The sequence below is a fragment of the Streptomyces sp. NPDC020983 genome, assembly GCF_044333485.1.
Lineage (GTDB): Bacteria > Actinomycetota > Actinomycetes > Streptomycetales > Streptomycetaceae > Actinacidiphila.
Genome location: NZ_JBIRRA010000003.1, coordinates 291,726 through 312,436, shown reverse-complemented (window position 1 = coordinate 312,436; position 20,711 = coordinate 291,726). Strand labels below are relative to the sequence as shown.

Annotated in this window: 17 protein-coding genes; 9 read left to right on the top strand and 8 right to left on the bottom strand. The window is 76.2% G+C overall.

All coding sequences use genetic code 11. The features are described from left to right. The first annotated feature begins 4 nt into the window (after window positions 1-4). From ACH4SE_RS07690 to ACH4SE_RS07675, 4 genes are all read left to right on the top strand, one after another. On the top strand, window positions 5-445 hold the full coding sequence (locus ACH4SE_RS07690) for an Lrp/AsnC family transcriptional regulator (protein ID WP_398542396.1): 441 nt from the start codon (window positions 5-7) through the stop codon (window positions 443-445). Between the two features lie 182 nt (window positions 446-627). Then, the gene (locus tag ACH4SE_RS07685; protein ID WP_398542395.1) at window positions 628-2,274 is read left to right on the top strand and encodes an amidohydrolase; all 1,647 of its coding nucleotides are present in this window, start codon (window positions 628-630) and stop codon (window positions 2,272-2,274) included. 575 nt (window positions 2,275-2,849) lie between these two features. Next, a complete protein-coding gene (gene lnt / locus ACH4SE_RS07680) occupies window positions 2,850-4,691 on the top strand; it encodes an apolipoprotein N-acyltransferase (protein WP_398542394.1) in 1,842 nt (613 codons plus the stop codon). Continuing rightward, entirely contained in the window at window positions 4,688-5,575 is an 888-nt protein-coding gene (locus ACH4SE_RS07675; RefSeq protein ID WP_398542393.1) for a polyprenol monophosphomannose synthase, read from the top strand. The genes lnt and ACH4SE_RS07675 overlap by 4 nt, the downstream gene beginning before the upstream one ends. A gap of 3 nt (window positions 5,576-5,578) precedes the next feature. Here the strand turns inward: ACH4SE_RS07675 and ACH4SE_RS07670 are convergent, their stop codons facing one another. Further along, complete coding sequence (locus ACH4SE_RS07670; RefSeq protein ID WP_398542392.1) at window positions 5,579-6,343, bottom strand: hypothetical protein; 765 nt, start codon at window positions 6,341-6,343, stop codon at window positions 5,579-5,581. Window positions 6,344-6,433: 90 nt separating this feature from the next. On the opposite strand from ACH4SE_RS07670, the gene fxsA reads away from it, so the two are divergent. Then, complete coding sequence (gene fxsA / locus ACH4SE_RS07665; RefSeq protein WP_398542391.1) at window positions 6,434-7,027, top strand: FxsA family membrane protein; 594 nt, start codon at window positions 6,434-6,436, stop codon at window positions 7,025-7,027. 210 nt (window positions 7,028-7,237) lie between these two features. On the opposite strand, the gene ACH4SE_RS07660 is transcribed toward fxsA, so the two are convergent. Together ACH4SE_RS07660 and ACH4SE_RS07655 are read right to left on the bottom strand one after the other, a co-directional pair. Beyond that, entirely contained in the window at window positions 7,238-7,612 is a 375-nt protein-coding gene (locus tag ACH4SE_RS07660; RefSeq protein WP_031517570.1) for an RNA polymerase-binding protein RbpA, read from the bottom strand. A gap of 256 nt (window positions 7,613-7,868) precedes the next feature. Further along, window positions 7,869-8,603, bottom strand: a complete 735-nt coding sequence (locus tag ACH4SE_RS07655; RefSeq protein WP_398542390.1) for a YitT family protein — start codon at window positions 8,601-8,603, stop codon at window positions 7,869-7,871. A 76-nt stretch (window positions 8,604-8,679) separates the two neighbouring features. On the opposite strand from ACH4SE_RS07655, the gene ACH4SE_RS07650 reads away from it, so the two are divergent. Then, window positions 8,680-10,170, top strand: coding sequence for a PLP-dependent aminotransferase family protein (locus tag ACH4SE_RS07650; RefSeq protein WP_398542389.1), 1,491 nt, complete (start codon window positions 8,680-8,682; stop codon window positions 10,168-10,170). A gap of 132 nt (window positions 10,171-10,302) precedes the next feature. Here the strand turns inward: ACH4SE_RS07650 and ACH4SE_RS07645 are convergent, their stop codons facing one another. Both ACH4SE_RS07645 and ACH4SE_RS07640 read right to left on the bottom strand, forming a co-directional pair. Beyond that, the gene (locus tag ACH4SE_RS07645) at window positions 10,303-11,892 is read right to left on the bottom strand and encodes a hypothetical protein (RefSeq protein ID WP_398542388.1); all 1,590 of its coding nucleotides are present in this window, start codon (window positions 11,890-11,892) and stop codon (window positions 10,303-10,305) included. A gap of 115 nt (window positions 11,893-12,007) precedes the next feature. After that, window positions 12,008-12,202, bottom strand: a complete 195-nt coding sequence (locus ACH4SE_RS07640) for a hypothetical protein (RefSeq protein ID WP_398542387.1) — start codon at window positions 12,200-12,202, stop codon at window positions 12,008-12,010. A gap of 232 nt (window positions 12,203-12,434) precedes the next feature. Here ACH4SE_RS07640 and ACH4SE_RS07635 point away from each other — a divergent pair, with 232 nt between their 5' ends. The 3 genes from ACH4SE_RS07635 (at window position 12,435) to ACH4SE_RS07625 (ending at window position 15,538) form a co-directional block, all read left to right on the top strand. Next, window positions 12,435-13,076: a uridine kinase gene (locus tag ACH4SE_RS07635; protein WP_398542386.1), complete on the top strand. Its 642-nt coding sequence runs from the start codon at window positions 12,435-12,437 to the stop codon at window positions 13,074-13,076. Window positions 13,077-13,138: 62 nt separating this feature from the next. Further along, window positions 13,139-14,155, top strand: a complete 1,017-nt coding sequence (locus ACH4SE_RS07630) for a GNAT family N-acetyltransferase (RefSeq protein WP_398542385.1) — start codon at window positions 13,139-13,141, stop codon at window positions 14,153-14,155. 579 nt (window positions 14,156-14,734) lie between these two features. Continuing rightward, a complete protein-coding gene (locus ACH4SE_RS07625; RefSeq protein ID WP_398542384.1) occupies window positions 14,735-15,538 on the top strand; it encodes a peptidoglycan DD-metalloendopeptidase family protein in 804 nt (267 codons plus the stop codon). Between the two features lie 58 nt (window positions 15,539-15,596). On the opposite strand, the gene ACH4SE_RS07620 is transcribed toward ACH4SE_RS07625, so the two are convergent. From ACH4SE_RS07620 to rho, 3 genes are all read right to left on the bottom strand, one after another. Beyond that, window positions 15,597-18,380: an AAA family ATPase gene (locus ACH4SE_RS07620; RefSeq protein WP_398542383.1), complete on the bottom strand. Its 2,784-nt coding sequence runs from the start codon at window positions 18,378-18,380 to the stop codon at window positions 15,597-15,599. A gap of 10 nt (window positions 18,381-18,390) precedes the next feature. Further along, a complete protein-coding gene (locus ACH4SE_RS07615) occupies window positions 18,391-19,191 on the bottom strand; it encodes a phytanoyl-CoA dioxygenase family protein (RefSeq protein ID WP_398542382.1) in 801 nt (266 codons plus the stop codon). A 68-nt stretch (window positions 19,192-19,259) separates the two neighbouring features. After that, window positions 19,260-20,405, bottom strand: a complete 1,146-nt coding sequence (gene rho, locus ACH4SE_RS07610) for a transcription termination factor Rho (protein WP_398542381.1) — start codon at window positions 20,403-20,405, stop codon at window positions 19,260-19,262. Window positions 20,406-20,711: the final 306 nt, after the last annotated feature.

The following is a 20,711-nucleotide window of genomic DNA, read 5'->3' as shown; positions in this document are numbered from 1 at the left end:
GGCTGTGGAAGAGCTGGACCGGCAGATCGTCGAACTGCTCATGGCCGACGGGCGCATGAGCTACACCGACCTCGGCAGGGCGACCGGGCTGTCCACGTCGGCCGTCCACCAAAGGGTCCGCCGGCTGGAACAGCGCGGGGTGATCCGCGGCTACGCCGCCATCGTCGACGCGGAGGCCGTCGGGCTGCCGCTCACCGCGTTCATCTCCGTCAAGCCCTTCGATCCCAGCGCGCCGGACGACATCCCCGAGCGGCTCGCCGGTGTCGCGGAGATCGAGGCGTGCCACTCCGTGGCGGGGGACGAGAACTACATACTCAAGGTCCGGGTGGGCACGCCGAGCGAGCTGGAGCACCTCCTCGCCCGCATCCGCTCCCTCGCCGGTGTCTCGACCCGCACGACGGTCGTCCTCTCGACCCCGTACGAATCCCGCCCCCCGCGCATGTAGCTCCCCCGGGGGCGTCACCCTCCCGCCGGGTGCCGCTTCCCGGCCCCTCGGGACCGCCTCCTCCGACGTGACCGGCCGCGCGGATCCCCGCACCCCGGGGCGCCCTCCGCCGCGCGGGCGAGCGCGGGGGCCGCGCGCACCCCGCGACCGGACCCGGCGCGCGGCCGGGGGAGACTGGGGGGATGCACCCCAGTACCACCACCCAGCCCGGCGGCACGCGGACCCTCATGGTGCGCGGCGGCTTCGTGTACAGCCCCGCGGACCCGTTCGCGACCGCGATGGTCGTCGAGGGCGACACCGTCGCCTGGGTCGGCGGCGAGGCCGCCGCGGACTCCTTCGCCGACGGCGTGGACGAGGTCGTCCAGCTCGACGGCGCCCTGGTCACCCCCGCGTTCGTCGACGCGCACGTGCACGTGACGTCCACCGGGCTGGCCCTGACCGGGCTCGACCTCACGGGCTGCGGGAGCCTGCGGGAGGCGCTGGAGCGCGTCGCGGCACACGCCGCCGCGCACCCCGCGGACCGGGTGCTGCTCGGGCACGGCTGGGACGAGACGGCGTGGCCGGAGCGGCGGCCCCCGGCGCGCGCGGAGCTGGACGCGGCGGCGGGCGGCCGCCCGCTGTACCTGTCCCGTACCGACGTGCACTCCGCGGCCGTCACGAGCGCGCTCGCCGCCCTCGTGCCGGACCTCGCGGGCCGCGCGGGCCACGACCCCCAGGCGCCGCTGACGCGTGACGCGCACCACGCCGTGCGGCGGGCCGCGTACGCCGCCGTGACGCCCGCGCAGCGCGACGCGGCCCAGCGGGCGGCGCTGCGGCACGCGGCGGCGCAGGGCATCGGCGCCGTCCACGAGTGCGCGGGCCCGGAGATCTCCTCCGAGGACGACCTGACGGCCCTGCTCGCGCTCGCCGCGCGGGGCGGCGTCCCGCGGGTGCACGGCTACTGGGCGGAGCCGGTGAGCGGCCCGGCGGACCTGGAGCGGCTGCGCGACCTGGGCGCGGCCGGCGCCGCGGGCGACCTCTTCGTGGACGGCTCCCTCGGCTCGCACACCGCCCACCTGCACGCCCCCTACGCCGACGCCCCCGGCAGCACCGGCGTGGCCTACCTGGACGCCGGGACCGTCGCCCGGCACCTGCTGCTGTGCACGCGGGCCGGGGTGCAGGCCGGCTTCCACGCGATCGGCGACGCCGCGGTGGACACCGTCGTGGCGGGCGTACGGGCCGCGGCGGCGGAGGCGGGCCTGGACCGGGTGCGGGCGCTGCGGCACCGCGTGGAGCACGCCGAACTGCTCTCGCCGCAGGCCCTCGCCGCCTTCGCCGAGTTCGGCCTCGTCGCGTCCGTCCAGCCCGCCTTCGACGCCACCTGGGGCGGCCCGGACGGCATGTACGCCGAGCGCCTGGGCGCCGAGCGCGCCGCCGCCCTCAACCCCCTCGCCGCGCTGAGCCGCGCGGGCGTGCCGCTCGCGTTCGGCTCGGACAGCCCGGTCACCCCCCTGGACCCGTGGGGCGCGGTGCGGGCCGCCGCCTTCCACCGCACCCCCGCGCACCGCATCTCCGCCCGCGGCGCCTTCACGGCGCACACGCGCGGCGGCTGGCGCGCGGCCGGCCGGGACGACGCGGGCGTGCTGGTGCCCGGCGCGCCCGCCGACTACGCCGTCTGGAGCGTCGGCGACCTGGTCGTCCAGGCACCCGACGAGCGCGTCGCCAACTGGTCCACCGACCCGCGCTCGGGTGTGCCGGGGCTGCCCGACCTGACCCCGGGCCGCGCCCTGCCGGCCGCGCTGCGCACGGTCGTCGGCGGCCGTACGGTCCACGAGCGTCCGAACGGGTGACCGCGGGGGCCTCCGGATGCGGCCGAACGGTGTGCCCTGGCCGGTCGGCGGCGTGTCGCAGGGCTGCCCGCCGGTCCGCACTGACCTGCTGATTTGGTGAAAGCCCGCAGGTCACAGTGCTGTTGACAGTTGCCCGTCGAGGGCGAGTAGGTTCGGCGAAGTCCACCACAGGACGCCGAACCGGGGGTGCTCGCGAGGGCGTCGACCGCCGCTGGGCCGTGGGGCGTCGCGCCGCACGTGCACGCCGCCACTGGCAGCCAGGTCCAGCGCGCACGACGCGGAACGCGGCTCGCCAGTGGGCCTCTCCGCCCGTGAGGATACGGAGGGTGAGCACCGCCCGATCGGCAGGTGGGACCCGGGAAGGGCCCGGACGCCCAGTAGACAACGGCCTCGGCGGACGCGCAGCCAGCGCGCCCCGGGTCGGCCCGAAGGGTGTCCGGGCCCGTTCCGCAGCGGCGGGGACTTTGGGCCTGACAGGTTGAGGTGCGAAGCTTTGCCCACGCGCGGCCCTCCCGGGCGCCCTCCCGGGGTACGGTCGCCTTCACCACGTCTCCACCTGCAGGAAGGCCGCCACCGTGCGCCTGCGCCCCGAAGCCGCGAGCGCGGCGCCCACGGCGGAGTCCGGCGCCCCGGACGCCGCCGCCGCTGTGGCGGCGTCCCCCGCCGCCGAGCACCCGAGCCGCCCGGCCGCCGTGCCGCCCGCCGACGACGCGGCGCGGCCCTTGCCCGCGGACCCCGGGCCGCTTCCCGCCGCGGACACCCCGCCCGCCGCCGCCGGCGCGGAGCCCCCCGTGGCCGGCGCCGGTGCGGCGGTCCCGCCCGGACTGCCCGCGCCCCGCGCGACCCGGCGGCGGCGGTTCGCCGCGCTCGCCCGGCGGATGTGGCGCAGCAGCGCGGCCGCCGCGGCCGCGGGGCTCGCGCTGGCCGCCGCCTTCCCGCCGTACGACGTGTGGCCGCTGTCGCTCGCGGCCGTCGCCGCCTTCGCGCTGCTGATGCGCGGCCGTTCGGTGCGGCAGGGGGCGTGGCTGGGCTTCGCCTTCGGGCTGCCGTTCTTCATCTGGCTGCTCCAGTGGCTGCACACCGTCGGCTGGGACGCCGTGGTCGGGCTCGCGGCCATCGAGGCCTGCTTCCTGGCAGCGCTGGGCGCCTTCATGGTGCCGGTCATGCGGCTGCCGGGCTGGCCGGTGTGGGCCGCGTGCCTGTGGGTGACCGAGGAACTGGCCCGCGACCGGCTGCCCTTCGGCGGCTTCCCGTGGGGGCGGCTGGCGTTCGCGAACACCGGCTCGCCCTTCACCCCGCTGGCCGCGCTCGGCGGTGCCCCGCTGGTGTCCTTCGCGGTGGCCCTGAGCGGCACGCTGCTGGCCGCCGCGGCTCTCGCACTGGTCCGGCTGCGCCCGCAGCCGCGCAGCGCCCGTACCGCGCTCGCCGCGGCCGGCGCGCTCGCGGTGTCCGCCGCGGTGCTGCTCGCCGGGCTGCTGGTGCCCGTGCCGACGGACGCCACCGACCACGTGCGCATCGCCGTCGTGCAGGGCAACGTCCAGCAGCCGGGCATGCACTTCCTCGGCCGCCCGATGATGATCCTGGACAACCACGTCAAGGCCACCCTCCAGCTCGCCGCCGACATCAAGGCCGGCAAGGTGCCCAAGCCGGACCTGGTGCTGTGGCCGGAGAACTCCTCCGACCTGGACCCGTTCAGCCACCCCGCCGCGTACGACAAGATCACCGAGGCGGTGCAGGCGGTCGGCGTCCCCGTCCTGGTCGGGGTGCTGGTGGACGGCCCGGACGCGGACCACGTGCAGAACGAGGGCATCGTCTGGGACCCGGTGAAGGGCCCCGGCGCGCACTACACCAAGCAGCACCCCGTGCCGTTCGGCGAGTACGTGCCCTTCCGCGAGGAGCTGACCAAGGTCATCAGCCGGCTCGACGAGATCCCGCGCGACTTCTACCCGGGCGAGACGACCGGGGTGCTGCAGATCGGGCCCGCCCGGCTCGGCGACGTGATCTGCTTCGAGGTCGCCTACGACGGCATCGTGCGCGACACCGTGAACGCCGGCGCCCGGGCCGTCGTCGTCCAGACCAACAACGCCACGTACGGTGAGACGGGGCAGCCCGAGCAGCAGCTCGCGATGTCCCGGCTGCGCGCGATCGAGCACGGCCGGGCCATCGTCACCGCCGCGACCAGCGGAATCAGCGCGATCGTCGCCCCTGATGGCAAGATCGAGCAGCGCAGCAGGGAATTCACCCGGACAGTGCTCGACGCCGACATCCCGCTGCGCGACGGTACGACGCTCGCCGATCGCGTCGGTGCGGCACCCGAGTGGACTCTCGCTATGGTGGGGCTCCTGTCCTGCGCGGCTGCCGTCGCGCTCGGCAGGCGCGAGCGCACCCGCACGGCGAAAGGGCAAGAGCAGCAGTGAACGACGGCGAGCAGCGGACCTTCGGCCCGCTGGGCAAGGTCCTGGTCATCATCCCGACCTACAACGAGGCCGAGAACGTCGTGCCGATCGTGCGGCGGGTGCGGGCCGCGGTGCCGGAGGCCGAGATCCTCGTCGCCGACGACAACAGCCCCGACGGCACCGGCAAGCTCGCCGACGAGCTGGCGACCGCCGATCCGGCGGTGCACGTCATGCACCGCAAGGGCAAGGAGGGCCTGGGCGCCGCCTACCTCGCGGGCTTCCGGTGGGGCATCGACCACGGCTTCGACGTGCTCGTCGAGATGGACGCGGACGGCTCCCACCAGCCCGAGGAGCTGCCGCGGCTGCTCACCGCCCTGAAGAGCGCCGACCTGGTGCTCGGCTCGCGCTGGATCCCCGGCGGGCGGGTCGTGAACTGGCCCAAGAGCCGCGAGTTCATCTCCCGCGGCGGCAGCACGTACTCCCGGCTGATGCTCGGGGTCACGCTGCGGGACGTGACGGGCGGCTACCGCGCCTTCCGCAAGGAGACGCTGCTGGGCCTCGGCATGGACGACGTGGCCTCGGCCGGGTACTGCTTCCAGGTCGACCTGGCCTGGCGCGCGGTCAAGGCCGGCTTCCACGTCATCGAGGTGCCGATCACCTTCGTGGAGCGGGAGCGCGGCGACAGCAAGATGAGCCGCAACATCGTCGCCGAAGCGTTCCTGCGGGTCACCGCGTGGGGCGTCAGCTCGCGTGCCGGACAGCTCGCGGGGCGCAGGTCCGCCCCCGGCGCCCCGGGCGCGGAGGTGCCCGCGGCGGCCGCCCCCGGCGCGGTGTCCGTGCCCGAGCAGGCCGCCCCCGCGGCCGCCGAGACCGCCGAGACCCCCGCCGAGCAGGAGTCGCACTAGCGGCTACTGCAGGATGTTCACCGCGCGGGCGACCACCAGCACCACGGTCAGCAGCGACACGGCGGACTGCGCCAGCATCAGCGCCTTCGCCCACCGCGTCATCGGCATGACGTCGGTCGGGCTGAAGGCGGTGGAGTTGGTGTACGACAGGTAGAAGTAGTCGAAGAAGGCCGGCTCCCAGTGCTCCGGCGCCATCTCCGGCACCTGCATCTGGACGAAGAGGAAGTCCGGCACGTCCCGCTCGCCCTGCGCACGGGCGGCGGGGCCGCCGCGGTCCAGCTCCCAGTACAGCAGCCCGAAGATCACCGTGTTGATCAGCCAGATCGCGCCGCCGGTCAGCAGCAGCGGGCCCGCGGAACCGCCCTCCGTGCCCCGTACGAGGCCTGCGACCAGCCGCGCCGCCCCGTAGGCGTTCGCGCCGCCGATCGCGAGCGTGAGGGCCAGCTCCAGGGCGCGGTACGTGCGCGAGGCGCGCTCGATGCGGTGCGGGTTGCCGGCGACCAGTGCGACCAGCAGCGCCAGCTCCACGGCCGGCATCAGCCACCGCGGCTGCACCGTGAGCCGCGCGGGCAGGGCGAACTGGATCACCACCACGGCCAGCACCGTCGAGGTCGAGGCCCACCGCGGCTCGCCGCGGGTCACCCGGCGCCAGGCCGGCCGCCGGACGGCCGGTGGCCCGTCCGCGGCCGCCGCGGCCCGTGCGGCCGGGGTGGCGGGGGCGTGCGCGGGCTGCGGCTCCGGCTGCGGGCCGGGCGGGGTGTTCGTCACGTCGCACATCGTCGCGGCGCGCGGTGCCGGCGTCCAACCCGGCCCGGGGCCCCGACCCGGCCTTTACCTGCTCTTTGGCACACTTGAGCTATGACGTCGAGTTCTTCGCGCCCCGTCCGCCCGCAGCCCGGACGGCAGCAGCCGCAGCCTCAGCCGCGGCGGCGTTCGCGCGCCCGGACCGTGGTGCCGCTGACGGTCGCCGCCTGGGTGGTGCTGGAGATCTGGCTCATGACGGTGATCGCCTCGGCCACCAGCGGCCTCGTCGTGCTGCTGTGCGTCGTCGCGGGCTTCGTCCTGGGCGCCGCCGCGGTCAAGCGCGCCGGGCGCAGCGCCTGGCGGAACCTGACCGCCTCCGTCCAGGTGCCCGGGGGCGAGACCCCGGTGCCGCCGCCCGCGGGCGGCGGGCGCACGGGTCTGCACATGCTCGGCGGCCTGCTGCTGATGATCCCCGGCTTCCTCTCCGACGCCGTGGGCCTGCTGCTGCTCCTCCCGCCGACCCGCAGGCTCGCCGGGTCGCTGGCCGAACGGCTGGCCCGCCGCTCGCTGCGGCGCCACCCGGACGCCGGACCCGGCTCGATCGGCGACCTCTTCCAGCAGGCGCAGCAGGCGGGCGAGCAGGCCCGTATGCACCGCCCGGACGGCAAGGTCATCCAGGGCGAGGTCATCGACCACCGGGACCGCTGACGCGGCGCGGCCGCCCCGCGGCGGTGCCCGGGGCGGTGAGAGCCCCCGGGCGGCCTCGCGGCCCGCACGTCCGCGGGAGGCTCCGTGGGCCCTCCGCGCGCGCCCGTGCGCGGACGCACGGCCGCCCGGCCGGGGGACGCGGCATCGCGTCCCGCGCCGGGCGGGGAGTCCGGAGGCGGCGCCCCGGGTTTCCCCAGGGCATCGGATCGGTCAGGCGGTCTTGCGGTTGTCTCGCGGGTGCACCGCGATGTTCATGGCGCCGGAGCGCAGCACGGCCAGCCTTTCGGCCAGCACTTCCTCCAGCTCCTCGAGCGTGCGCCGCTCCATGAGCATGTCCCAGTGCGTGCGCGCGGGCTTGGTCGTCTTTTCTTCCGGGCCTTCGCCGTCCACCAGCAGTGCGGTCTGGCCGCAGGCACGGCACTCCCACTCCGGCGGAATCTCGGCCTCGACCGAGAACGGCATCTCGAATCGATGGCCGTTCCGGCATGCGTACTCAACGGTCTGGCGCGGGGCCAGATCGATGCCGCGGTCGGTCTCGTAGCTGGTGGCCCCGAGTCGCGTGCCGCGGAGAGCTCGCTCACTCATGAATCGTGCCTCCCGGGCTTGGTCGCCCACAGGACAGGTGTCGCTGTCGTCGTCATCCGGTCAACGTCCGGTCGGCGGTGAAGATTCCCGAAGTGGGAGATGCGTCGCCCGTCGTGTCGCCCCTGTTTCTACCCACCGATGCCCGTTTTGTCACATCCGGGACGGGATGTCACCCGGCCTTGTCATATCTTTTGTGTGCAGTAACGGTCAAGCCGGAGGGCCAACCGCGTACACTACCGGTCCGGGCGGCCGGAGGCTAAATCGTGTCCGCCATCAAGCGTTCCCGCGCGGCGGGACCGGCCGCTGCGGCGGAGGGTTCCGTACCCTGCTCCAGGCCGCCGAAAACGCGCAGGAAGAACTGTGCCAGGGGTCCTATCGCCAGCGCGTAGAGCACCGTCCCGACGCCCACGCCGCCGCCCAGGGCGAAGCCGACCGCGAGCACCGTCAGCTCTATGGCGGTCCTGATCAGCCGCAGTGAGCGGCCCGTCCTGCGGTGCAGCCCGGTCATGAGGCCGTCGCGCGGGCCGGGGCCGAAGCGGGCGGCGATGTAGAGGCCGGTCGCGGCGCCGTTGCCGGTCACCGCGGCCACCAGCAGGGGGATCCGCCCGCTCAGTGCCTCGATGTGCGGCAGCAGCGCGAGGGTCACGTCGATCGCGCCGCCGACCAGGAAGACGTTGGAGACCGTGCCGAGGCCCGGCCGCTGCCGGAGCGGCCACCACAGCAGCAGCACCAGCGCGCCGACCAGGATGGAGACGTTCCCGATGGCGATCCCGGTGTAGCGGGACAGGCCCTGGTGGAAGACGTCCCACGGGTCCAGGCCGAGGTCCGCGCGGATCAGCATCCCGTCCGTCACGCCGTAGAGCAGCAGCCCGGTGTACAGCTTGGTCAGGCGGCCCGCCGGCAGCGGGCCCCGGCCCGCCACGAGCCGCGTGAGCCGGGACGGAGGAAACAGGCGTACAGGTGACAAGGGAGCCCCCCGGGTGGTGGTCATACTGCTGTGGGTGACACTCTGTGGCTCGTAACGGAAGCTCCTCCAGGGCCAATCCGCGGAAGGTGGACTGAATTCCATGTCGCAGTGGACCGCGTCGGTGAGTGCCGCGCACCTGGCCAGGCTGATGTCGCCCGGACCGCAGGCCGCCGCGGGCAGCCGCCGCCTGCCCGCCTACCGCGCCCTCGCGGACGGCGTGCGGCTGCTCGTCCTGGAAGGCCGCGTCCCGGTCAGCGCCCGGCTGCCCGCCGAACGCGAGCTGGCCCTCGCGCTCGGCGTCAGCCGGACCACCGTCGCCGCCGCCTACGAGGCGCTGCGGGCCGAGGGCTTCGCGCGCTCCCGGCGCGGCGCCGGCAGCTGGACCGCGATCCCGGACGGGCACATGCTGCCCACCCGCAGCCTCGAACCCCTCCCGCCCGACGCCGCCGGCTCCGTCATCGACCTCGGCTGCGCCGCCCTGCCCGCGCCCGAGCCGTGGCTCACCCAGGCGATGGAGGGGGCCCTCGCCGAGCTGCCCGCCTACGCCGCCACCCACGGCGACTTCCCGGCCGGCCTGCCCGTGCTGCGCGAGGCCATCGCCGACCGCTACACCGCGCGCGGGGTGCCGACCATGCCCGAGCAGATCATGGTCACCACCGGGGCGATGGGCGCGATCGGCGCGACCGCCCGGCGCGTCGCCGGGCACGGCGAGCGGGTCGCCGTGGAGGCGCCGAGCTACGCCAACGTCCTGGAGCTCTTCCGCGAGACGGGCGCCCGGCTCGTCCCCGTGGCCCTGCGCGAGGGGCTCGCCGGCTGGGACATGGGCGCGTGGCGCCGTGTCCTGCGGGACGCCGCGCCGCGGATGGCCTACGTCATGCCCGACTACCACAACCCCACCGGCACGCTCGTCGGCGACGACGAGCGGCGCGCGCTCGTGGAGGCCGCCCGCGCCGCCGGAACGGTCGTGGTGGCCGACGAGACCATGGCCGAACTGACCCTGGACGGCGACGAGCCCGGCGTGCGCCCGATGGCCGCCTTCGACCGCGGCGGCACCGTCATGACCGTCGGCTCGGCCAGCAAGGCGGTGTGGGCGGGCCTGCGCATCGGCTGGGTCCGCTCCACCCCCGACGTCGTCCGGCGGCTGGTGTCCGCGCGCGCCTACCTCGACCTCGGCTCGCCGGTGGTCGACCAGCTCGCCGTCGCCTGGCTGCTGCGCGGGGGCGGCTGGGACCAGGCACTCGCCACCCGCCGGCTGCGCGCCCGCGAGTGCCGCGACGACCTCGCGGCGGCGCTCCGCGAGCACACGCCGGACTGGGACTTCACCGTGCCGCGCGGCGGGATGACGATGTGGGTGCGTACGGGTGACGTGTCCGGCTCCCGGCTGGCCGTCGCCGGTGAGCGGCTCGGTGTGCGCGTCCCGTCCGGGCCGCGCTTCGGCGTGGACGGGGCGTTCGAGTCGTACGTCCGCATCCCCTTCACCGTGAGCGGCCCCACCGCGCAGGAGGCCGCCGCCCGGCTCGCCGCCGCGGCCACCGTCGTCCGCTCGGGGGGCGCCCCGGACGCGGATCCCACGGGGCTGTTCGTGGCCTGACCCCACGCGCTGCCGCGCCGGGCGCCCGGAGCGCGGCGCTCCCCGGAGCTCCGCCCGGGACGCGGGCCGGGCGGAAGCGGCGCGCGGTTCCCCCGCGCGTCCCTGCGGGGCGTCCCGCGGCGGGGCCGCCCCCTACGTCAGGTCCGCGACGGTGCGGATGACGTCCTTGCGGAGGGACGCGGCCGCGGGCTGCGGGTCCGGGCAGGCCTCCGGGGCGGGGGCGCCAGGGAGGAGGGCGAGGACGGCTTCGCGGTGCGCGGCGGAGCTCTCCTCGTCGTAGGGGTCGGGTGCCGCCGGCACCTGGAGGCGCAGGACGGGCCCGGTCCCGAGCCTGGCGTACCCCCGTCCGGGCGGGACGTCGGCGGCGGGCGTGCTGTCCGGCGCCGCACCGAGCACCGCCTCGACGTGCTCCGGTGCCAGCCGCCCGAGGACGACGCGGGCGCGGGTGTGGGCGACGACGACGGGCGCGAGCCCCTCCGTCGCGTCGAGCTGGTCGGCGACGGCCACCGCGACGTTCGCGGCGCGCCCGTGCCGCAGCGGCACGTCGAGCAGCAGCTGCGGGTCCGGGCGGCCCTCGGCGAGGGCGAGCTGGCTGAGGGCGGTGGGCCGGTCGACGAGGATCCACAGCGGGCGCCGGGCGTCGTCCTCGACCGGGCGTCCCTCCTGCCGGGCGCGGTTGACGGCGACGAGCCGGCGCTCGGTCTCGTGCGCGGCCCATTCGAGGGTCGCCGAGGCGCCGAGGACGCCGTCCTCGACGGCGAGCACGCCGGGCCGCCCGGTCAGGCACGCGTACTCGCCGGCGCCGCCGCCGTCCACGATGACGACGTCGCCGCCGGCCAGCGCCTGGAGGGCGACGCAGCGCAGCAGGCCGGTGGTGCCGGTGCCGGGCTGTCCGAGGGCGAGCAGGTGCGGCTCGGTGGAGCGGGCGCCGGTGCGCCACAGCACGGGGGGCACGTCGCGCGGCCCGGGGCTGTCGCCGCCGGTGACCGGCAGCGTGCGGGCGACGGCGTCCGGGTCGGTGAAGCCGAGCACCGTCTCGCCGGGGGCGGTGACGAACCGCTGCACGGCGATGTCGGTGGCGAGCGGCGGGAGGGCGGTCAGGACGAGGCGGTTGTCCTCCTCGTTCCAGTCGAAGCGGTACTCGCGGCCCCGTCCGGCCTTGGCGTGCAGCAGCTGCTCGATGCGGGCCCGCGCCTCGGCCTCGCCGTCCGTGAAGTACGCGGGGTAGCGCAGTTCGAGCCGGACGAGCCGGCCGTCCTCGAAGTCGTAGGAGCCGAAGGCCTTCTCCCAGCCGCCGTCGTGGGTGTAGAGCGGTGCGGGGTCGGCGGGGTCGGACAGGTACGGCACCAGGGCGTCGTACAGCGCGCGCAGCCGGGCGGTCTCGGCCTCGCCGGGCCCCGCGGGGGCGCCCGCGGCCCGGTCGCGGCCCATCCAGGCGGCCGAGGCGAGCACCGCGGCCAGTGCGAGCAGCGGGCCGTACGGCATCATCACCAGGACCACGAGGCCCCCGGCGGCGAGCAGCAGCGCGGGGCCGCGCCGGTCCTTGGGGGTGCGGCCCCACCAGCCGCCGGCCCAGGCGGCCTGGCGGCGCATGCCGCGGCCGATGGTGATGACCGGGTGCAGGACGTCCGAGGCGCCGTCAGCGGCGGTGCGCGCCAGGTCGCGGCCGCGGACGAGCGCGGGACGGCTGGTCAGGATGCTGGGAAGGGGACGCCTGGGCACGGTTGCTCCATGGGTGGCGGGGATGTGCTGCGGGGCGCGGCGGGGGAGGGGCCGCGAGCGACCCGGGAGCGGGGGCGCTCCCGGGTCCCGGGGGGTGACGTGGTGCCGGCACGCCCTAGATCTTGATCCCGCCCAGCAGACTGGCCAGGCTCGCGCCGCCCGCCGTGATGCTCGGGGCGATGGCGGTGCTGGCGAGGTAGAAGCCGAAGAGAGCGCTGACGATGCCGTGCGAGGGCTTGAGCCCGTCCTTGCGGAAGAACAGGAAGACGATGATGCCGAGCAGGACGACACCGGACATGGACAGGATCATGGGCTTTCTCCTGGGTGAGGGGGACGGTCACCATGAGTTCCTCCAGGGTCACAAAAAGTCATGGATCCCGCTCGGCGGCATATGGGTGATGTGGAGAGGAATTCGCCCATCGGGGTGGGTCGGGGCCCGCCGGAGCCCGCGCGTGGCGCCGGACGGCCCGGCGGCCGTCCCGCCGATCGGGTGAGCCGGGCCTGCCCGTCCGCACCGCCGCGGGCTCCGGCAGGATGAGCACGTGCAGTTCACGCCGATCAGCCGGCCCCGGCTCGCCGCGGCCCTCGCCGAGAAGATCGCCGGGCAGGCCCCGCCCGCGGGGCCGTGGTGGAGGGTCGCCGTGGACGGGGCGCCCGCCGCGGGCACCGCGGACCTCGCCGACGACCTGGCCGCCGCGCTGCCCCCGCTCGGCCACCCGGTGCTGCGGGTGCGCGCGGCGGACTTCTGGCGGCCCGCGTCGCTGCGGCTGGAATACGGGCACGAGGACGCCGACGCGTACTACCAGCTGTGGCTGGACACCGGCGCGCTGCGCCGCGAGGTCCTCGACCCGCTCGGCCCCGGCGGCAGCGGCCGCGCCCTGCCGTCGCTGCGCGACCCGGTCACCGACCGCGCCACCCGCGCGGAGTACGTCGAACTGCCGCCCGGCGGCGTCCTGGTGCTGGACGGCCCGCTGCTGCTCGGGCAGGGCCTGCCGCTGGACCTGACGGTGCATCTGCGGCTGTCGCCGGCCGCACTCGCCCGCCGTACGGGCGAGGCCGAGCGCTGGACGCTGCCGGCCTTCGCGCGCTACGCCGACGAGGTGCTGCCGGAAGAGGCCGCCGACGTCACCGTGCGCGCCGACGACCCCCGGCACCCGGCGTGGACGGGCGGGCAGCCCGGGTGAGCGCCGTGACCAGGCTGCGCCTTGCCCTCGGCGGTCGCGCCCCGCTAGCGTCCTCGAACACCATGACTGTCGCCACCGCGCCGCTGACTCCCGAGCACATACCCCTGGCCGTACAGCGTTACGACCGCTGGTTCGCCCGCGCGCGGCGCCCGCCCTCGCAGCGGTCCTGGCTGGCCGACGGACCCGTGCGCGGCGAGGACCTGGTCGGCCGGCTGCACGCGGTGCCGGGCCTGGAGGCCTGCCGGGCGCTCGACGGCGACGGCAACATGATCGGCTACCTCGCCGCCCAGCCCGTCACGCTCGCCCCCGACGACCCGGCGGGCCTGCGCACCCACCCGCGCTCCGCGCTCGTCCCGTACGGCGGCCACGCGCTGCCCGGCGGGCGGGAGGCCGAGGTGCTGCGCTCGCTGTACGCGCGGATCGCCGAGCGGCTGGTCGCCGACCGCCGCCTGGTGCACTACGTGCAGGTGCCCGCGGGGGAGGTGGCCACCGCGCCCTGGGCCGATCTGGGCTTCGGCCGCGAGCTGGTGCACGGGCTGATGGCGGTCAAGGCCCGCGGCCGGCAGCCCCGCGGGGTCGAGGGCCTGGCCATCCGCCGCGCCGGGCCGGGCGACCTGCCGCAGATCGGGCGGATGGCCGCCGAGTCCTCCCGGCGGCAGCGCGGTACGGCGGTCTTCCAGCCGCAGCCCGAGGCCGCGCTCGCCGCGCTCCGGCTGCGCTACGCCGACGCGCTCGCCGACCCGCGCTGCGGTGCCTGGATCGCCTCCCGGCGCGGCGAGGAGATCGCCATGGTCGTCCTCGTCCCGGCGACCCCCGACCCGGTGATACCCGAGTCGTGCGTGGAGCTGGCCGAGGCGTACGTGGAGCCGGCCGCGCGCGGCGAGGGCATCAGCCGGGTGCTGCTGGCCACCGCGCTGGCCTGGGCCTACGACGAGGGGCACCGCTACATGTCGGCCCGCTGGCACTCGGCCTCGCCGCTGGCGGCGGGCCACTGGCCCGCGGTCGGCTTCCGCCCCGTCGGCTACCGGATGAGCAGGACGCTGGACGCGCGGATCGGCGGGTCGCCGGGGACATTCTGAGACCCCGTCAAGAACAAAGCTCGCAAAGGTCACATAGCCTTCTATTTCGGACATTTCATGGTGATGCCGGTCACAGCGGGCGAATTGTGTGGCCGGTGTCACCCGCCGAACACGGTGTGCCCGTGCTGGTGCACCCGCTGTCGCCGGCGCCGGCCCGATGTCGCGTTGGGTGCGCCCCCGCTCCGCGGACGGTCACCGGACCGGCTACGCGGCGGATCGCCCGGATGGCGCGCCGTGACCGCCGGTAAGGGCGGAATGGGGCGGCATGCCGGGTTTGCTTGCCCGGTGCTCGCGGGGTCGTCTAGCTTCGCCGTTACCGCGGACCGGACGTCCGCGACAGCCGCCGGGCGGAACGCCGAATCCTGCCGCCGCCCGGGCGCAGCACCATCCGAGCTGCCAGGGCAGGAGCGGGGGACCCACAGGTAGGCCGCCGTCCGGGACACCTCCCGGACGGCTCGGGGTGAAGCCGTGCCGCCGTGCCGCCGCGCACCTGAACGGAGCGCGCGCCACCCGGCCGCGGCCGGGCATCTCCAGCCCGAACCCGACAGCTCACCTCGCAGGCGCAGGAGAGGAATCCCCATGCCCGCACAGGGTCAGCACCGCAAGCCCCGCTCGCTCAGCCGCCTCACCCGCGCCTGCGTCGTCGCCGGCGTGGGCGCCGCCGCGGTGGCGGTCCCGCTCGTCGGCGTCGCCCAGTCCGCGTCCGCCGCCGAGCCCGCCAAGGCCCCCGCCGCGGCGACCGCCAAGGCGCAGGACTACACCGTGGTCCGCGGCGACACGCTCGCCAAGATCGCCGCCGCGCACCACGTCAAGGGCGGCTGGAAGGCGCTCTACGACGCCAACAGGAAGGTCGTCGGCGCCGACCCGGGCATCATCCACCCCGGTCAGCACCTCACGCTGAACACCGCGCCGAAGGCCGTGAAGGCCCCCGCCCCGGCGAAGAAGGCCGCCCCGGCCGCCGTCAGGAAGGCCGACACCGGCTGGACCAGGCCGGTCGGCGACGCCGGCATCGGCACCGGCTACAAGTCCAGCGGCTCGCTGTGGTCCTCCGGTCACCACACCGGCGTGGACTTCCTGGTCTGGAGCGGCACCCCGGTCCACTCCGTGGCCGCCGGCACCGTCGTCCAGGCCGGTGCGGACGGCGCCTACGGCAACGACGTGATCATCAAGCACGCCGACGGCAAATACACCCTCTACGGGCACCTGACGCGCCCGGTGGTCTCGGTCGGCCAGACCGTCACCGAGGGCCAGGAGATCGGCATCTCCGGCGCCACCGGCAACGTCACCGGCCCGCACCTGCACTTCGAGGTGCGCACCACGCCGTCCTACGGCTCCGACATCGACCCGGTCGCCTACCTGGCGTCCCACGGCGTCACCGTCTGAGCGGCACGGCCCCCGGGTGCCCGTCCGGTCCGCGTGACCGGGCGGGCGCCCGCCGTCCCTACCCGAAGAGCGCGGCCAGCTCGCCGCGGGAGGCCACACCGAGCTTCGGGTAGGCCTTGTACAGGTGGTAGCCGACCGTCCGCGGGCTCAGGAACAGCCGGGCGGCGATGTCCTTGTTCGACAGGCCCTCCGCCGCCAGCCGGACGATCTGCGACTCCTGCGGCGTCAGGCCCGCCTCCGCGTCCACCGGCGCCGCCTCCCGGCCGGCCTCCGGCAGCGTTCCGCCCGCCGCGCCCAGCTCGCCGCGCGCCCGCTCCGCCCACGGGGCCGCGCCGAGCCGCTCGAAGACGTCCAGCGCGGTGCGCAGCCGTACCCGTGCCTCGTTCTTGCGGCGCGCCCGGCGCAGCCACTCCCCGTACAGCAGGCTGGTGCGGGCCGAGTCCATCGCCCGCCGGTGCGGGTCGTGCGCGTCGAGCGCGGCCAGGTAGTACGCCTCCGCGTCCGCCTCCGGCGCGCGCAGCGCCCGGCAGCGTGCCACCAGCGCCGCCGCCCAGCCCTGCCCGGACCGCTCCGCCCACGCCTCGAACCGGGCGAAGGACGCGTCCGCGCGCTCCGGCACACCCAGCCGTACCGCCGCCTCCACCAGGTCGGGGACGCTGCGGGTGGCCGATATGTGGTGCCGCACCGACTCCTCGCCGAGCAGCGCCAGCTGCTCCAGCGCCGCCTGCGCCCGGCCGAGGCCCAGCTCCAGCAGGCCCTGCGACCAGTACGCCCACGGCGCGCCCGGCGCCATCGCCGTGCCCGAGCCGCCCGCGAGCGCCGCGTCCACCAGCCGGCGGCACTCGTCACTGTCGCCGCGCACCGCCGCGACGTACGCGAGCGCGCTGCTGAGCTGGCTCACCCACTGCCGCTGGCCGGTGTCCGCCGCGATCCGCAGCGCTCCCCGGGCGGTCGCCGCCGCGTCGTCGAAGCGCGCGTCGAAGATCTCCGCCTCGGCGCGGAAGAACAGGATCGTCGTCAGCCGCCCGACCCCGCCGCTCTCCCGGCCCTCCGCCGCGAGCGCCGTGGACAGCTCGTGCGCCTGCACGTCCTGACCCAGTGTCAGGCCCACCCCGCACAGCATCAGCAGATGCCCCGGGTCGGCCCGCCCGCCGTGCGCCGCCCGCGCCGCCGCCGCTGCCGTGCCGAGGTCCGGCGGTACGCGCCCGGCCGAGCCCGGGCCCAGCGCGGCGACCAGGAAGTCGGCGACCGGCCGTACGGGCGCCTCCGGCGGCAGCCGCAGCGCGTCCAGCCGCGCCAGGGTGTCGGCGACCTCGTCGCCGCCGAGGTACCAGGCGGTGTGCGAGGCCTGCACCAGCATGCGGGCCGCGCGCGGCGGATCGGCCTCGGCGGCGAGCGCCGCCCCCTCGATCAGCAGCCGGTGGGCGCCGGGGAAGTCCCCCTCCAGGAAGTCCGCGAGCCCGCGCACGTGCAGCGTCCGCGCCACGGCCAGCCGTCCGTCCGTGCCGTCGGCGCCGCCGGGCACCGCGGCCGGCCGGGCGGCCAGCCGGGCGGCCTCGTCGGCGAAGGTGCGGGCGCGGGGTATCTCGCCGGCCTCCGAGGCGGATTCCGCGGCGAGCAGCAGGCGGCGCAGGCGGGCCGGCGGGTCGGTGCTCAGCCGGGCCGCGCGGTCGTACGCGGCCGCGGCCGCGGTGTGGCCGCTGCGCTCGCGGGCGCGGCCCGCGGTGCGTTCCAGCGCGGCCGCCGCCGCCTCGTCGGGGCCGGTCGCGGCGGCCGCGAGGTGCCAGGCGCGGTGGTCGGGGTCGCGCTCGGGGTCCGCCGCGGCGGCCAGGGCGCGGTGCGCGGCGAGCCGCTCGGGAAGGGCTGCCCGCTGGTGGATCGCGGCCCGTACGAGCGGGTGCCGGAAGCGCAGCAGCGTGTCGTCCACGGTGACGAGCCCGGCCTCCTGCGCCGGCGGCAGATCGCTCAGGCCCGCGCCCAGCTCGCCCGCCGCGCGCAGCACCGTGCCCAGCTCGCCGGTGTGGTCCGCGGCGGCCACCAGCAGCAGCGTCTGGGTGGCCCGCGGCAGATGGCTGACGCGCCCGTGGAAGGCCAGCTGGAGCCGGCTCGTCAGGGGCAGTGCGCCGGGCCCTCCCACCGCGCCGCCCGCGTCCCGCAGCGCCGCGGGCAGCTCCAGCAGCGCCAGCGGGTTGCCCCGCGCCTCGGCGAGCACCCGGTGGCGCAGCACGTCCGCCATCGGCTCCTGCCGCCCGGAGCGCTCGGCGAGCAGCGCCAGCGCCGCCTCGTCGTCCAGCGGGGCCGGCCGCAGCTCCGGCAGGCCCGGTGCGGGGAAGGCGCCCTCGCCGTCGCGCGCCGCGAAGAGCATCGCGACGCCCTCGGCGTCGAGCCGCCGTGCCGCGAAGAGCAGCGCGTCCGCGGACGCCCGGTCCAGCCACTGGGCGTCGTCCACGACGCACAGCAGCGGGCCCTCGCCCGCGTGCTCCGACAGCAGCGACAGCACCGCGAGGCCGACGAACATCGGCTCGGCCGTGCCGCCCTCCGCCCCGCCGAGCCCGAACGCCGCCCGCAGGGCCCGGCGTTGCGGCTCCGGCAGCGCGCCGTCCGCGCCCATCGCCGTCCGCAGCAGCAACTGCAGGCCCGCGTAGGGGAGTTCCGCCTCGAATTCGACTCCCGAGCCGCGTACCACCGTCATGTCCGCGGCCTGGCCGACCGCGTGCTCCAGCAGCGCGGTCTTGCCGATACCCGCTTCGCCGCGCAGCACCAGCACCCCGCTGCGCCCGCTCCGTGCCCCGTCCAGCAGGCCGCGCAGTGCCGCGGCCTCCCCGTCCCGTCCGTACAGCATGGCCCTGACGCTAGCCGACGTCCGCGGTTCCCAGCGCGCGGCGTATCGCCGTCTCCACCGGTGAATACACCCCGTCCGCCCGCTCCAGCTCCAGCGGCACCGCGCAGTACAGCGGCGGCTGGGCCAGGAACCGGGGCGCCGCGCCGTGGTTCGGCTGCGCGGCGTGCACGAGGAACGGGTGGCAGAGGAAGACGTCGCCCGCCCGTCCGGTGGCGAGCGCCACCGGACGGTGGCCGGAGGCGGCGACCATCGCCGGGGCGGCCCGCAGCGTCGAGGCCCCCGCCTCGCCGTAGGGGGCGAGTACGCGCGGGACGTCGAGGTGGGAGCCGACCCGGATCCGGGTCGGCGCGTTGTCCTCGGTGACGTCGGTGAAGAGGAAGAGCATCAGCAGCGCCCGGTCCCGCGAGCGGACGTTCACGAAAGGCCACGACTCGCCCTCGGGCAGATAGCTGCCGTCGATGTGCCAGCCCGCGTCGTCCGGCTCCTCCTCGTGCGGGAAGCGCAGCGGGAAGGCGCCCAGCGAGTCGCGGCGCGCCCACCTTCCGGGCCCCACCAGGAGGTCGAACGCGGCATGCAGGACGGGGGCGTTGGCCGCGGCGGCGAAGGGCGGCTGCGCCATCCCGCCCACCCAGTGCACCGGCTTCGTCCACGTCGCGGGATCGGCCGGGTCGCAGCCCGTCTCCTGCCACAGCAGGTCGGCGCACGCCCGGACGACGGGCCCCTCGACGGCGCCCTCGATCTTCACGAAACCGTCCCGCAGGAAGGCCTCCACCAGCGCCGTACCCCCGGCCACGGGGCCACTCGTGTCCATGCTCCCGATCATCACGGAGGCCTGCCGCGCGGTCCAGCGGATTTCGCCCCGGCCGCGCGGGACCGCCGTCAGGCCTGGCGCGGGACGGTGCCCTGCACCTGCCGCAGGAAGGACGCGTTGTCGGGCGTGTGCCGCATGCGCTCCAGCAGCACGTCCAGCGCGGAGTGCGGGTCGCGCCCCTGGAGTGCCTGCCGCAGACCGTGCACGACCGGCAACTCCCGTGGAGGCAGCAGGAGTTCCTCACGCCGGGTGCCGGACGCCAGGACGTCGACGGCGGGGAAGACCCGCCGCTCGGCGAGGGAGCGGTCAAGACACAGCTCCATGTTGCCCGTGCCCTTCAACTCCTCGTAGAAGAAGGTGTCCGCCCGCGAACCGGTCTCCACCAGCGCGGTGGCGAGGATCGTCAGCGACCCGGCCTCCTCGGTCCGCCGCGCGGCGCCGAAGAGCCGCTTCGGCCCGTGCAGCGCGGCCGCGTCCACCCCGCCGCTCAGCGTACGGCCGCTGTGCGCGGCGGCGTTGTTGTGCGCCCGGCACAGCCGGGTCAGCGAATCGAGCAGGATCACCACGTCCTGCCCCAGTTCCACCAGCCGCTTGGCCCGCTCCACCGCCAGCTCGGCGAGTGCGATGTGCTCCTTCGGCGGCCGGTCGAAGGTGGACGACAGCACCTCGCCGCGCACCCCGCGCCGCATGTCGGTGACCTCCTCGGGCCGCTCGTCCAGCAGCACCACCATCAGGGTGCACTCGGGGTGGTTGGCGGCGATCGCGGCCGCGACGCTCTGCAGCAGGACGGTCTTGCCCGCCTTCGGCTGCGCCACGATCAGCCCGCGCTGGCCCTTGCCGACCGGCGCGAAAAGGTCCATGAGCCGCCCGGACAGCGCTCCCGAGCCGCGCAGCAACGGGCTCTCCAGGCGCAGCCGTTCGTGCGGGTGCAGGGGTGTCAGCTCGGCGAAGTGCGGCCGCGGCGCGCCCGCGGGGCGTCCGTTGACGAGCAGGACGTCGGCGAGGGCGCCCGGCCGGCCGGGCAACCCCGTCACTAGGTCGCCGCGGCGCAGTCCGGCCGCGCGGATGCGGTCGGCGGGGACGTGGAGGTCGCCGGGAGCGGGGTGCAGCCCGGGGGAGCGGAGGCGGCCCTGGCCGCCCTGGATGTCGAGGACGCCCGTCACGGGGGCGGCCACCTCGGGCCGGACGTCCGGCCGTTCGAGAGTTCGGGTCATGTACGTCGTCCTTTCGCGGACGGAGGCGGGAAGCGGGGAGGTGCGGCGCGAGCGGGGTCGTCACGCTCCGCGGACCGCGGAGATCACCCGGTGGCCCGTGCCGGTGCCTGTGGCCGGGCGTCGAGGGGCGAACCGGGGCGGACGCGTCCTGCGCGACCGCGGAAGGGGGACCACCGGACCGGACGGACTGACCGCCGGACGGGATCGGAAAACGGAACCAGCACCGGCGCCGCGAAGAGGGCGGCGCAGAAAAGTGCTGTCTGCACAATAGCACACGGGTCAGCGGCCGGGCGCCGCCGCGGCGCC